This is a genomic window from Paenibacillus sp. ICGEB2008 (genome assembly GCF_000307675.1).
In the GTDB taxonomy this organism is placed as follows: domain Bacteria; phylum Bacillota; class Bacilli; order Paenibacillales; family Paenibacillaceae; genus Paenibacillus; species Paenibacillus polymyxa.
The window spans coordinates 643,701-657,345 of sequence record NZ_AMQU01000007.1 but is presented as its reverse complement, the minus strand read 5'-3'; the positions used below and the strand labels follow the sequence as shown (position 1 = coordinate 657,345).

Sequence of the window (13,645 nt, the reverse complement as noted above, 5' to 3'; positions counted from 1 at the left end):
ATGAATCCATAAAGTCGTTACTTTTTTTTATCTGCCTTTTTCAACAGCCCTTCTACAATTTTCTTAATTTGATCTTTAAAGATAATCGCCACCGCAATCAGAATCGCAATGATCAAGATCATTTCTAACGTCCCCAAACCATCCTCATTCTTGTACAATTTACGAATACTACCTGCTACAATTGTCATCATCATTTTATTCCTCCTACATATTCATCATCATTAAAGCCGGAGCACCCACCAGCACAATGACCGTTAGCAAAATTAGTGCCATCGGGAAGACTAACTTTGAAGAAGCCTGTTCCCCTCTTGTGCGGCTAATTGAAGTCCGCTTGCTCCATAACGTCTGAGATAACTCACGTAAAGCCATTACAAAATCGCTCCCACCACGCCTCATATTCAATAAAACTGTCGTTGTAAATATCGTCACTTCTTGAATACCACAACGTTTGCTCAGATGTTCAAATGCCTGTTGAAAGGAATAGCCACTTTCCCATTCCCCCACTGTCTGCCGCAATTCCCGATACAATGGATGTACCGTATCCGCCCCTTTACGTTCCACGCAATGAAGCAAAGCCCGTTGTACCGTCTCTCCCGCACCAACTAGAAGCATCATTTTACTCAACAATTCAGGCAATTCCATTAAGATTTGCTGATCCCGCTTCTGTACTTTCCCATGTAAATCCTTGACCAGCGCAACTGGCACCAGAATACCGAGCCCCAATCCAAGCACCAGCCCAGTCGCTTCTCCGCCCATCATAAGCGATATTAAAGCTCCACCAGCAGCCACCATATATCCGTAACCCAACATTTCTGCCAGAAAAAGCATCGTTTTTTCTCCGCTGTGGCGCATACCATACAGCTTCTGTATCGAACGCTGTAGCTTGAACATCAGCAAAGGCAGCCTATGAGTGGCACGTGAAACATGAAGCATGTGTACAAAAGGCACCGAAAGTTTTTGCAGCCGCATTCCTTCCAGTTTCATATGGCGAAAATGTGCATACTTAGCAGCGTACATTTGGTTCAGCACCACCCAACCTCCCACTTGCAGAACCAGCATGACCAGACAAACCAACATCACCACACCCATCACTCCTTACACCTCAATCTTCATAATGTGGTTGATCCACACGAGACAACCACCAAGCACCAGAAGACAAAAGGTTGATAAAATCCTACCTGTACCGCTGTATAACGGCATCATGTAGTCTCCCGCTGTCACTGTCATAAACAAAACAAACAAAAAAGGTGCTGCAAACATAACCCTTGATTCAAAGCGCTTCTGCGCAATCATTACACCGATCTCCTGCTGAATTTCCAGCTTCTCCCCAATGACACTTGAAGCCCGTCGTACGACTTCCACCAGATCACCTCCGGTTCGTTTGCAAGCCGCAAATACGTCCGCAAAATTCGTAATATCCTCCATCTGGGCCCGACGAGCCAAATCCTGCAAAGCAGCCTCTACAGGCTGTCCGATTTCAAGGCAGGCTGTAATAATGTTAAATTCAAAAATCAGATCGTGATCTCCATCTGGACTAAGCAACCTCAAATCCTCTACAGCCTCACGAAACCCATTCTCCACCGACCTTCCCGCTGAAAGAGAAGAAGAAAGCGAGTATAAAGCCTGCTTGAATTGAATGCTTAAAGCAGACCTACGTCGTTGCAGCAAAAACTTTCTAAAATAACGAGGCATCACCACAGCTCCAGCAGCACACAGCAACGATAATATCCATTGGTGATAAAATAGATATCCGATCATCGCGAACAACACTCCACTAAAGAGAATGCACATACTTTTTTGTACAGTCGATAAGGTATACACCGTATAATTCGGCAGAGAAGGGACCTCACGCGACACTTGCTTGCCAGTCGCCTTTTCTGTTCTCATGCCGATACTCCTTCTCTGTGCCAGCTTTCCGGCTTGATTCCGGCCATTTGCAGCTTCAATGTATGTTGCAGCCCCACACCACAACGCTCCAGTTCCCCTACGATTTGTCCTTTACTTTCTCCGCGTTCCTGGAATCGATAAAGGGGATTCAATCTTACCTCACCATTCTCAAAGCCAATCACTTCGCTAATTTCCAGCACCCTTCTGGATTTGTCACGTAGTCGTGACAGATGAACGAATATATCAATGGCCGAGCTGATCTGTTGCCGTACTACTCCAAGCGGAAGCTCTGCTCCTCCGAGTACCATCGTTTCCAGCCGGCTGACCATATCGCGGATATTATTCGCGTGCCCAGTTGATAAGCTTCCATCGTGTCCTGTGTTCATCGCTTGCAGCATATCCAACGCCTCACTCCCTCTGACCTCACCCACCACGATGCGATTGGGCCGCATACGCAGGGAGGAACGGATCAGATCACGAATCGTGATTTCTCCCTTCCCCTCGGTGTTCGCGTTCCGTGTTTCCATGGAAACCAGGTTGGGGACAGTCACAATTTGCAACTCTGCCGAATCTTCAATCGTAATAATCCGTTCAGACGAAGGGATGAACTGGGATAATGCATTCAGAAAAGTTGTTTTACCAGAACCCGTTCCACCGCTTATAAAAATGTTGTACTTGCTACGTACCAAGTCTTTGAGCATAGCGGCGGCTTCTGTATTGAGCGCACCTATTCGTATCAAATCATCCATCGTCATGGGGCGCTCGGGGAACTTCCGTATGGTCATTGTCGGCCCCTTGAGAGCAACTGGCGGCAGCACAATATTCACACGTGATCCGTCCTTTAATCGGGCATCCACAATGGGAGAAGCCTCATTCACAATTCGGTTCACCCCGGCTACAATCGTCTGGATCAAATCCTCCAGTCGTTCGCGGGATTCGAATTGATCGGGCACCTGAATCACCTCACCTGCCCGCTCCACAAATATTTCCCGATGACTGTTGATCATAATTTCCGTAACGGTCGGGTCGTCAATCAATGGCTGGAGCACATCCAGCCCACGGAAAGAGTTGAAAATTTTGCGGACAAGCGCATGCTTCTCTCGGGAAGTTAAGCTCGCTAACTCTACGTCGTGTAAAATTCGCTTTTCGATATGCCGTACTAGATCTGTATCCTTTACTGAGGACGTTACGTCCAGCCCGTTACGAATATCTGCGCGCAATGCCTTAAATTGTTCCTCATTCATGTTCATCATCCCCTTAAGACCAAGCAGCCGTCGACTGTGCAGCGCTCTCCATATCCAGCAGCTCGCGGCACAAATGGCGGATTTCCCGCTGATAAATCGGTGAACTTAGCAGCAGTTCACGATGCTGCATCTGTTTCCATGAAGGTATATAGGGTAACGCACCGTTCAGCTCCATAAAGTCACGAGGTAACGAGTTGATCATAGTTCCCATGTAGCGGTTCACCACAAAGCTGGTTTTGCATATCATGGCTTCAAGCCCCTCAGGCTGCGTAGTTTCTAAAATATCCAGCCATAATCCGCACTTGTGCATACTCATTAAATCGTCAGCGAGCAACCAGATTAGCTTATGACTAGCTTCAAGCACGGCTTGAGCCCGCTCACCATGTTCAGAATCGCTATCTACGATCACTACATCATACTGCCCGCTTTCTCCAATCGTTCGAATGAGCTCTTTCGCTTCATCACAAGTCATATCCGTCAATTCCTTGCGATTATAGACAGGTTGAAACGTATCAGCCTGAATTTCAGGACGACGTACACAATAGGAAGCCACAGATAACGAAGTACCCTCATTTCCCTCCGACTTGAGATCATACAGTAGTCTGGACAGTCCTTCTCTTTCTCCTTGTGCTCCGCTAGAACTGTCTGAACCAGTAAACAACGAGCTTGAATCCACCGTTTCCAGATTCAAATAAAATACCGAATATCCCTCATTCCCCAGTTGCTTGGACAGATTGAGCGCGGCCGTTGTCTTGCCCAATCCGCCTGAAGCTGCCACCATGCCGATAATCATTCCACCTTCCCGACTGTTTACGCTTTTCCGACCATTCGACCTCCGTCTCGCCGTTTCCAAAATAAAACCGACCAGTTCAGATAAAGGCTGATATTTTAATACAGGCTGCCCATATTCGCTTACTTGTTCTCCCTCATGTAATACCAAACAAGGAATATCTGCATCTTCCCGAGCTGTCCATAGACTCAGAAAAGACATTTCACCTACTACCACATCTGGTCTTTTCATTCCGCTGGTTTCCATCATGTATTGATGAAATGCCTCCGGCTGCGAAAAAGCTGTTATTCTGAGCCTTCTGGCGTACTCGCTTCCATGAACATAATTCAGCAGAGGCTCAATATAATCCCGGCCTTCTACGGCCAATACCACTTTTACCGGAACCAATACGCTCATCCCCTTTCCCAACACAACAACGCAAAAAAGCACCGTTCATCCATCCGTAAGTACATACGGTTGGTGAACGGTGCTTCCGTCACGTGCAATCTATTTACTGGTAGAATAGCATAGCACCTATGTTAGAGCAAGTATTTTTTGCGCACGTATTTTCCTAGAATCCTGGTACTAGGAGAAGGCGGGCAAGTCTAGCCCCGCCTCCTACGATCTTCAACTTAGTAGAATTTGTGGTGACGACGATGACAGTCATGATGGCGATGATGACGATGATGACGACGTTTCCGGCAATGACATTTCTTATCAAAGTCTTCATGTTTCCAGTGATCACGTTTAAATTTTGGTTTAAACTTAATGACAGTCACCTTAATGATTTTCTTAAAAACACGTTTTTTTTGGCTTTGGAAAATGACAATCATGTTTACGATGTTTATACATTCAAACTCGCCTCCATTTCTTTGAGATAGAATATACTATGGAAGCAGTGAACAACCGGTAACCAGCATATGACTATTTATGAATGGATTGGGCATTTTAATAATCTGTCTCCAGCTTAATATCCGGATCATAATCCGCCACGATAAGAACATCCATATGACGTGCTTGACGGAGAATCCTCGGCACGACCGCACTCTTCCCCCAACAGCTACTTCGGGAAGACTGCCCCACGATGAGCTGCGTGCCTGAATATCCTTCCACTGGAGCAATCAAAATGTCGGCAATCTCGTGGCGGCTGGAAACAAGCCGAATTTCAAAGGTCCCCCCCAGTCGGTGGGTCAGCAACTTTAGTTGTTCCAGACGAGGGAGTAACCTCTCCGGTATACGCTCACCAACATGAACATAAGTCACAATCCATACAGCCTTTAGGCGAAAGGCGATCCGAAAACCGCGGCGAATCAACCTTTCAGCATTTTCGCTTAGCGTCACGCCTACAAAAATCACTTCCTCCCTGCGCCACGGTCCCCGAAGTGACTCATGCCGATCCCAGGATTCCAGCCGCTCATCTACATCATCTGCCAATTCCCGCAAAGCAAGTTCACGCAGCGCAATTAGATTACCCAGCTTAAAAAAAGTGGCTAAGTGCCTGCTCCACCTTTGCACGATCGTAAATTTTGCCTTCACGCATACGCTGCTGTAACGATTTGGGAGCCACATCCACAAGCTGTACTTCATCGGCCAGACGCATCATATGGTCAGGGACAGTCTCTCTCACCCGAATGCCAGTAATTTGTTCTACGGCGTCATTCAAGCTCTCCAGGTGCTGCACATTCATTGTGGATATAACAGAAATACCTTGCTCCAAAATGGCCAGTACATCCTCATAACGTTTAGATTTCAGACTTCCCGGAACATTGGTATGTGCCAGCTCGTCAATTAGCACTACCTCAGGATTACGCCTGAGAATGGCTTCAGTGTCCATCTCTTCCAAATGTGCACCATGACGCTCGATGGACTGGCGGGGTATCATCTCCAGAGAGCCTACCTGGGCTAGTGTTTCTGCTCTTCCGTGCGTTTCCAGCAATCCGATCACCACATCAATCCCGCTTTCCAGCAGATCATTTCCCTCTCTCAGCATGGTGTATGTTTTGCCGACCCCCGGAGCAGCACCAATGTATACTTTGAGCTTGCCCCTCAGGATTTTGGCTTCCTCAGCCTGTACTTCCTCAACACTCAAACGATGATACGGGTCAGTATCTCCTTCCTCCTGTCTCATCGTTGGCAAAATCCGTTCACCCTCCTGCTCGGCTCGGTCCGCAATCAACAGCAGGTCCATATTTTTCATTCGTTTTAAAATTCCGTTCACCAGTGATCCTCTAACCAGTTCCTGCCATGGAGTCTGACGAGAATGACCCATAACAATTCGGGTAACATTGTGAGTCACCGCATAATGGATAAGTTGACGTGGTAGCCTTCTACGGGAAAGGAGCGGGATTTCTTCAAATGTCGATCCGATCTTGTCAGCCAACTGCTCAATGGAGCGCTTGAAGGCTGCTGATTCCTTGGACAACTTGCTTTTCGAGCTGACAAAGGAGACCACCAGCATATCTCCACCCAACCGCTTGGCCACCTGTTCCCCCCTGCGTACATAAATGGACCCATTCCAATGATACTGGACAGGCACCAAAATACGCTCTGCTGCTCCTGACGCCCCGTGTAAGCCTAGCTCCTCCCGGTGACGTTCCAGCGAATCATTCACATCCTCTGCCACCAATCGCAGAGCGAGCTCACGCAATTTACCCAGATTTCCCCGGTGAAACATCTCAGGATTGGGCGTATGCATGTAACCTTTCGCCAGCCGTTCCAGAATCATCTCCGGGGTGGCATCAATTAAACGAATTTCATCCGCTAGCTCCAATGTATCAACCGGAACCGTATACTCCGCTTCAAAGCCTGTCAGCTGATATACCCACTCCGTGATCCCTTCGAGTTCATAAACATTGACCGTCGTAATGACGCTAATTCCCATCTCCAGCAAATAGCGTATATCCTCCAACCTTGTTGGAAATGAGGCGTCTTTTCGGTTATGATGTGCCAAATGATCCACCAGCACCACCTCAGGATTTCGTGCCACCAAAGCTTCCACATTCAGATCCTTTTGCTCCTCGCCATCCTTCATCCAATGAATACTGGGTACTCGCTCTAGGGAACCGACCTGTTCCACGGTCTCACGCCGCTGCAGAGTCGATACCGCACAAATTACAACATCAATCCCTTCATGCTGCAGCGATTGTCCCTCCTGCAGCATATGATACGTTTTGCCCGAGCCACTGACCGCACCAATGTATATTTTGAGTCTGCCTCGATGCAGTTTGTTAATGGAATCCAGTATTTCCTCTGGTGATTTACGTTTGAAGCTCTCCAATTTCGTTCCTCCCCGCAGCGTAACAGCTCGTTCCGAACCCTTTTGTGTGGTTGTAAAGAATGTACTCCCGTGTCCCGGTTAATTCAAGATGACCCAACAAGCTTGCTTCAAAAAAAGCAGCACAATTTAGCATAAGCGTAAAAAAGCGTGCATTCAGGCACTTTATGCCCGTCTGCACGCTATTTTGAGTAATTCATAAGAATCACTTCCTACGAGACTCACTTGCTATTTTCGCCAACGATTCCTCGCTGTTGAAATAACTTTCGCCATACTACACCATGAGACGGGGAAAATAGAAAAGCCAAAAGCAGCAACACACCCGACACACACAGCATACATGCCGCAATAGAAGCATCCAATACAGTTGCTGTATAAAAGCCTACGATCGAGCTAATGGCTCCAACTCCGACGCTGTATGCAATCATACGGGACAGCTTCTCCGTCAGCAAATAAGCGGTAAGAGGCGGTACAACGAGCATGCCAACCACTAGAATCGCACCCACGCTCTCAAATGACGCCACTGTTGTTAGCGATACGAGACTCATTAGCAGATAATGAAAAAAAATAACCGGAATGCCTAATGAAGCTGCCAATGCAGGATCAAAGGAAGTGACTTTAAATTGCTTGAAAAAGCCCCCTACCACGAGCAGATTGATCAAAAACATCGCGCCCGTAATCCACACAGCCCTCGGACCTATATCGAAGCCAGCAATCTCTATCGTATTCCACGGGACATAAGCAATTTCCCCATACAAAACGTGGTCCATATCCAGATGGGCATTGGAAGCAAACACGCTGATCAGCAGTACACCGATAGCAAACAATGTCGTAAACACCACGCCAATGGCAGCATCACTTTGCAGACCGCTTTGTTGGAATAGCTGAATCAGATACACTGTTAGAAGCCCCAGCACCGCTGCACCAAACATCATCCACACCGAATCCCTCGATCCACTGATTAGAAAGGCAATGACAATACCAGGCAGTACCGCATGACTGATTGCATCACCAATCATAGCCATTTTCCGAAGCACGAGAAAGCATCCGACGATACTACATCCCCCTGCCACTAACATTCCCGTCAGAATCACATAAAATGAACTCATAGGGCACGCTCCTCCCTTGGCTGTGCTCCGACTCCCTGCTCCAGACTTTTTCTGGCGTTCAACCGAACGATAGCCTTGGAAATCATTCCGCGCTGTGGTGCAAAGATCAGACTTACACCAAATACCACAGTCGCACACAACACGCACAATGGTCCTGTAGGCAGGTTTTGTCCCAGAGAGCTAATAACGGTCCCACCCAGCCCCGCTATAGCACCAAACAAGCCTGAGAGGCATACCATAACACCCAGCTTCTCTGTCCAGTATCTTGCCGACACGGCCGGGGTAATTAGCAGAGCAGCCATCATAATGACGCCCACAGCTTGAATACCAGCCACCACCGCAATAACAATCAACAGCATCAATAACTTATCCAGTAAACCTGCCGGAAAACCAAGTCCACGGGCAAAGCCGGGATCAAAGCTAAGCAGCTTAAATTCCTTGAAAAATAATATACATATTCCGATGAGCACCACCGAAATTACCGCCATCGTATAGACATCAGACAACACCATTGCCGCAGCCTGGCCAAATAAAAATTTATCCAACCCACTTTGGTTGCCTGCACCACTATGCTGAATTTCGGTCAACAACATAATGCCGAAGCCAAAAAACACGGACAGCACCGCTGCAATCGCCGAATCGCTTTTAACTCGCGAATACCGGGTTAACGCACTGATGGCAAAGGTAGCAACAATCCCTGCAATGGCTGCCCCAATCATAAATCCAAATATGGATTTTGTGCCTGTGATCATAAAAGCCACACATACCCCCGGCAAAGCCGCATGGGCCAAAGCATCTCCCATAAGCGATTGCTTACGCAAATACATGAAACTGCCAATCACCCCGCTGCTTAAACCGAGTAAAATGCATCCTAGCAGAATCCACTGCATGTTCGGGTCTGTCAAAAGCGCCACCAAGCTTGTCATACTGCTCACCTCACTCCGAGTATCGTGCCGGATTCCGAGCCTTTTTTGAGTATACTCAGACGTCCACCATACGTACGTTGCAGATTTCCCTCGGTAAAAATATCTGCGGTCTCTCCAAACGCCATCAGATGCCCGTTCAACAGCATAACCTGGTCAAAATAATCCGTAACTGTAGATAAATCATGATGGACGACAAGCACGGTTTTCCCCTGCTGTTTTAGATCGTTAAGTAATGAAATAATAGCTTTTTCTGTTGCAGCGTCCACACCGACAAACGGTTCATCCATAAAATAAAGCTGAGCGTCCTGCGCAAGTGCTCTCGCCAAAAAAACACGTTGCTGCTGCCCGCCTGACAATTGACTAATCTGCCGGTCTGCAAATTTGCTCATTCCAACCTTGTCCAAACTCTCCATCGCAGCCTGACGATCTGCTGCTCCCGGACGCTTAAACCAGCCCAGTCTGCCGTACCGTCCCATCATAACCACATCCAGGGCATTCGTCGGAAAATCCCAATCCACCGACTCCCGCTGCGGTACATATCCAACCTTGAGTAGCTGTTGCTTATAGGGCTTGCCGTAGACCAGCACCTCACCCCTGAGCTTTGGAATTAGCCCAAGCACGGCCTTGATCAGTGTAGATTTGCCAGCTCCGTTGGGACCAATAATACCAATCAGCTTGCCTTCCGGCACCTCAAAGGAAACATCGAACAAAACGGGCTTTTTTTGATATGCTACCGATAAATTACGAACAACAAGTGGTGAATGTCCCATGTGTCTACGCCTCCTTATTTAAGAGCTCTAACGATCGTATTCACGTTATGCTTGACCATTCCAATATATGTTCCATCTTCTGTACCCTCTTCACCCATAGCATCCGAATACAGCTCGCCGCCAACCTTTATGGTATGACCTTGCTGAGCTGCACCCTGGATAACGGCATCGATGGCCTTTCTCGGCACACTTGATTCTACAAATATGGCTTTAATTTTATGCTCCACCAGATAATCTCTCAGCTTGGTCACATCTTGTGAGCCTGCCTCTGACTCGGTACTCATACCTTGAAGGCCTCTTACTTGAATCTGGTAAGCGTCTCCGAAATAGCCAAAGGCATCATGTGCTGTGACAAGTACGCGCTGAGCCTTCGGTATACTGGCAATCTGCTCTCTCGTGTAATCGTCCAGTTCTCGTAGCTCAGCGAGATAAGCTTCGGCATTGGCCTTGTAATCCTCCGCATGAGCAGCATCCAGTTCCGACAATTCATCTCTGACGGTTTCTACCGCAGACACCCAGTTTTGTACATCAAACCAGATATGCGGATCATACTCAGACCCCATTTCTGGGCTAGCTGCACGCAATAGATTTTGAGCAATGTTTTTGGACACGGGAATAACGGGCTTTTGCTTGCTGATTTTCTCCAGAATGTCCTGCATTTTTCCTTCCAGATGCAACCCGTTATAAAAAATGATGTCGGCTTCATCCAGTTTGCGCATATCTCCCTGAGACGCCTTGTACAAATGTGGGTCAACACCTGACTTCATAATTCCCGTGACCTCCACATGAGCACCGCCGACCTTCCCGACAATGTCAGAGATCATACCGATGGTAGTTGTAGCCTTTATTTTTTGCCCAGCCTCCTTCGCAGCTCCCTGCTCTGTCTTCTTGGCATCTGTACATGCCGTCGCTAGAACCAGAACCAGAGACAACACTCCAACCGTCGCTACCCATTGCGGCAAAGCCTTCTTAAACTGCTTGTTCATGTTTTAAAATCCTCCTCTTAATATTTGTTTTGGGACAAACTATTTCCTTGAGACAATTATTTTTTAACTACGCTATATTTTAGAGTATACACTAAAGTTTTTACCTAAGGAAACATTTTTGAGATATAAATCTTAACTATTCTTTTATATCGTTCGATTTTGGCTCTCCGAATGTGTAATATATAGAAGATATCCAGTCGCTATACCAAAGAAACCATACAAAGAAGGTGCAGGTCATGGACCCAACAGGATACAGCCCTTATCGGAACAAACGTCGGCAAATACAGTTACGAACAATAATGCTCATATTTATGCTGGTATGTTGTCTGCTTACCCTAACTTCCTGTGCTCGGGGTGACATTCATGTAGATGTTCATCTGGATCAAAGTGTAGATATGGATGCAACGTTCAGCGTAAACAACCAGACACTGATGATGTTGGACAATCCGGGGCTGCTCGATCGATTAATTCAACGTATACAAAGCAACAATGTAGACGTACAGCCGCTATCGGAGCAGGGGAGAAAGGGTTATCAAATAAAGGGGCATTATCAAGGGGATTGGAGTACAAACCAAAAAAATCCCGATCAGGGTTTAAATCTGCCTGAGGGATTAGAAATAAATCGCGCAGTGAGCCAGCATTTTTTCACAACCAATATGGATCTTACGCTTAAGCTCGATCTACCTCGGATGCTTCCTGAAGAAGCTCGTGGCCTGAGTGATAAATTAGAACAAATGAATGTGTTCGCACGCAAATTACTAGAGCGGCAACTGGATCTTAACTTCAGCCTATCCCTACCCATCCAGCCTGCTTCCAGTAATGCGGACCGTGTGTCGGATGACGGAAAGACACTCTATTGGGACATTGCTCCATTAGAGTCTAACGAGCTAAAATTGTCGGTCAACGTACCCAATGTACGCCATATCGTGTATGTATCGGTTACGGGGCTTCTACTGATCGCAGTAGCTGTAATATTACTGATTCGTAATGATCGCCGCAAAAATAAACACAAAAGAAGCAACTAAAAAAATCGTTTCCTAATTTCTGGTGGGGGGATCTGACATTGATCCTCTTCATCCTTGCCAAACCAACGATATCGGTTACGAGCTACCCAGTTATAGACTGCGTTGCGCACAAAGCGGGGAATCAAGATGAATACATAAGCCAGCGGATATGGAAAACGAAGGCGTTTGGCAATCCGTAAAGCTGCGGTTGACCTTGTATAATACGTACCGTCTTCAATCAGCACGAATGTATCCAGTTGATCTGTAGACAGTCCACCTGCACGTAAAAGTTCTTGTCCTGCCTCGGATTGCAGGGAACCAAAATGGAATATTCCCTTAGGATCACGTTTGATAATGAAGCGGGTTGCTCCCTGACAAAAGTGGCATACCCCATCCACCAATACAATGGAATGTTTGATATGGATATGACTAGACTGGTTCATCAACGTACTTCACCTCCACAGAGAAATCAACGGCATGAAAACGCAACGATTCAATTATAAACAAAAAAAACGTCGAAAATATCCGACGCTTGTCTAGAACTGTATAATCCTTACCTGTTCGAAAAACTAGCTCAATGCTTTCTCAAACAGCTGTTTAGCATTAATTTGCTCTAAAAACTCTTCATGGAACTGATCCATACACTTGCAGATAAAATCCTTATGGCATACCGGGCAAGGTGTCGTTAGCAGTCGACTAATATTCGTCAAAGTCCACTCCGGATTACGTTGAGAAAAAACGCGGCACTCCGTTCCATCGGCCAAACTCATTTTAAACTCATAAAGCCCTTCCTTTTCGTTGCTACCAGCCAGCGTGAAATTAACAATATTCGGTCTGTAAGACATCATATCACCCGTATTTTTCAAATTTGTTTCGTACCTGATGACCAGAATCACCTATGACATCTTAATGAATTTTGGCGGTGATGTCAAATGGTTGCACATATCAGCGGATCAAGATTTAGGTGCAAAAGCCGCCGATCCATCGGCGGCCGTGTGTGAAATCTTTAAAAAATGCGGTCAAATGACGTTGAGTTCAACATCAATATTACCGCGAGTGGCTTTGGAGTACGGACAAAAATCATGTGCTTGGCGTGCCAAATCTTCCGCCTGAGAACGCTCAATCCCTGGTATTTTTACATCCAGACGCACTGCCAACTGGAAGCCGCCGTCGCTTGGGTCCTTACCGATCGATACGTGGCTGGTGACTTCTACATTGTCCACCTTTACCTTGGCTTTGCGGGCCACATTCGCCAACGCACTCTCATAGCATGCGCCATAGCCTGCTGCAAACAATTGCTCCGGATTCGTAGCGTCTCCACCTGCGCCACCCAATTCCTTCGGTGTGCTCAGCTTATGCTTTAATACTCCGTCTGAAGAAGCCACTGAACCGTCTCTTCCACCATGTACCGTTGCTGATGCTGTGTATAACGCTTCCATGATTTCATCTCTCCTTCATCCATCTTATTTGCATTCCGCAGGAATCCTCGTCATGTTAATACATGATTTCCTTCTCGTATGTACTTTAAACGAGCCACGCAAAATGAATCATTTCAAAAGGGATAATAACCCTTTTATTTACCGTTTAGTTCCACTTCTTTTATGTTTACACTATATGTTATAAGCCCCTAACTTGATGAGCCGCCTACACTTAGAAAATTCAAAACGACCAAGCTG

13 protein-coding genes and 1 pseudogene are annotated in these 13,645 nt (G+C 46.7%); 1 reads left to right on the top strand and 13 read right to left on the bottom strand.

The features are described 5' to 3' along the window. Positions 1-17 precede the first annotated feature (17 nt). The 10 genes and pseudogenes from C400_RS26650 to C400_RS0107605 form a co-directional block, all read right to left on the bottom strand. Entirely contained in the window at positions 18-191 is a 174-nt protein-coding gene (locus C400_RS26650) for a Flp1 family type IVb pilin (RefSeq protein ID WP_232795329.1), read from the bottom strand. Between the two features lie 13 nt (positions 192-204). Then, the gene (locus C400_RS0107650; protein WP_017426547.1) at positions 205-1,089 is read right to left on the bottom strand and encodes a type II secretion system F family protein; all 885 of its coding nucleotides are present in this window, start codon (positions 1,087-1,089) and stop codon (positions 205-207) included. A 6-nt stretch (positions 1,090-1,095) separates the two neighbouring features. Continuing rightward, positions 1,096-1,887: a type II secretion system F family protein gene (locus C400_RS0107645; RefSeq protein ID WP_017426546.1), complete on the bottom strand. Its 792-nt coding sequence runs from the start codon at positions 1,885-1,887 to the stop codon at positions 1,096-1,098. Continuing rightward, positions 1,884-3,131, bottom strand: a complete 1,248-nt coding sequence (locus C400_RS0107640; protein ID WP_017426545.1) for a CpaF family protein — start codon at positions 3,129-3,131, stop codon at positions 1,884-1,886. The genes C400_RS0107645 and C400_RS0107640 overlap by 4 nt, the downstream gene beginning before the upstream one ends. Before the next feature lie 13 nt (positions 3,132-3,144). Beyond that, positions 3,145-4,317, bottom strand: coding sequence for an AAA family ATPase (locus C400_RS0107635; protein WP_026065392.1), 1,173 nt, complete (start codon positions 4,315-4,317; stop codon positions 3,145-3,147). 531 nt (positions 4,318-4,848) lie between these two features. Then, positions 4,849-7,177, bottom strand: a pseudogene (locus C400_RS0107625) (histidine kinase). Between the two features lie 218 nt (positions 7,178-7,395). Beyond that, on the bottom strand, positions 7,396-8,283 hold the full coding sequence (locus tag C400_RS0107620) for a metal ABC transporter permease (protein ID WP_017426542.1): 888 nt from the start codon (positions 8,281-8,283) through the stop codon (positions 7,396-7,398). Continuing rightward, complete coding sequence (locus C400_RS0107615) at positions 8,280-9,209, bottom strand: metal ABC transporter permease (protein WP_017426541.1); 930 nt, start codon at positions 9,207-9,209, stop codon at positions 8,280-8,282. Before C400_RS0107615 ends, C400_RS0107620 begins: the two co-directional genes overlap by 4 nt. A gap of 5 nt (positions 9,210-9,214) precedes the next feature. Then, positions 9,215-9,979, bottom strand: a complete 765-nt coding sequence (locus C400_RS0107610; protein ID WP_017426540.1) for a metal ABC transporter ATP-binding protein — start codon at positions 9,977-9,979, stop codon at positions 9,215-9,217. A 14-nt stretch (positions 9,980-9,993) separates the two neighbouring features. Next, on the bottom strand, positions 9,994-10,965 hold the full coding sequence (locus C400_RS0107605) for a metal ABC transporter solute-binding protein, Zn/Mn family (RefSeq protein WP_016820692.1): 972 nt from the start codon (positions 10,963-10,965) through the stop codon (positions 9,994-9,996). A 236-nt stretch (positions 10,966-11,201) separates the two neighbouring features. Between C400_RS0107605 and C400_RS0107600 the strand changes: the two genes are divergently transcribed. Next, positions 11,202-11,990, top strand: a complete 789-nt coding sequence (locus C400_RS0107600; RefSeq protein ID WP_017426539.1) for a DUF3153 domain-containing protein — start codon at positions 11,202-11,204, stop codon at positions 11,988-11,990. Here C400_RS0107600 and C400_RS0107595 read toward each other — a convergent pair. The 3 genes from C400_RS0107595 to C400_RS0107585 form a co-directional block, all read right to left on the bottom strand. Beyond that, positions 11,987-12,412 (bottom strand): thiol-disulfide oxidoreductase DCC family protein, encoded by a 426-nt coding sequence (locus C400_RS0107595; protein ID WP_017426538.1) that lies wholly within the window; start codon positions 12,410-12,412, stop codon positions 11,987-11,989. The two genes, C400_RS0107600 and C400_RS0107595, sit on opposite strands and share 4 nt — an antisense overlap. Before the next feature lie 126 nt (positions 12,413-12,538). Then, positions 12,539-12,865, bottom strand: coding sequence for a hypothetical protein (locus C400_RS0107590; protein WP_017426537.1), 327 nt, complete (start codon positions 12,863-12,865; stop codon positions 12,539-12,541). 123 nt (positions 12,866-12,988) lie between these two features. After that, a complete protein-coding gene (locus tag C400_RS0107585) occupies positions 12,989-13,408 on the bottom strand; it encodes an organic hydroperoxide resistance protein (protein ID WP_013369947.1) in 420 nt (139 codons plus the stop codon). Positions 13,409-13,645: the final 237 nt, after the last annotated feature.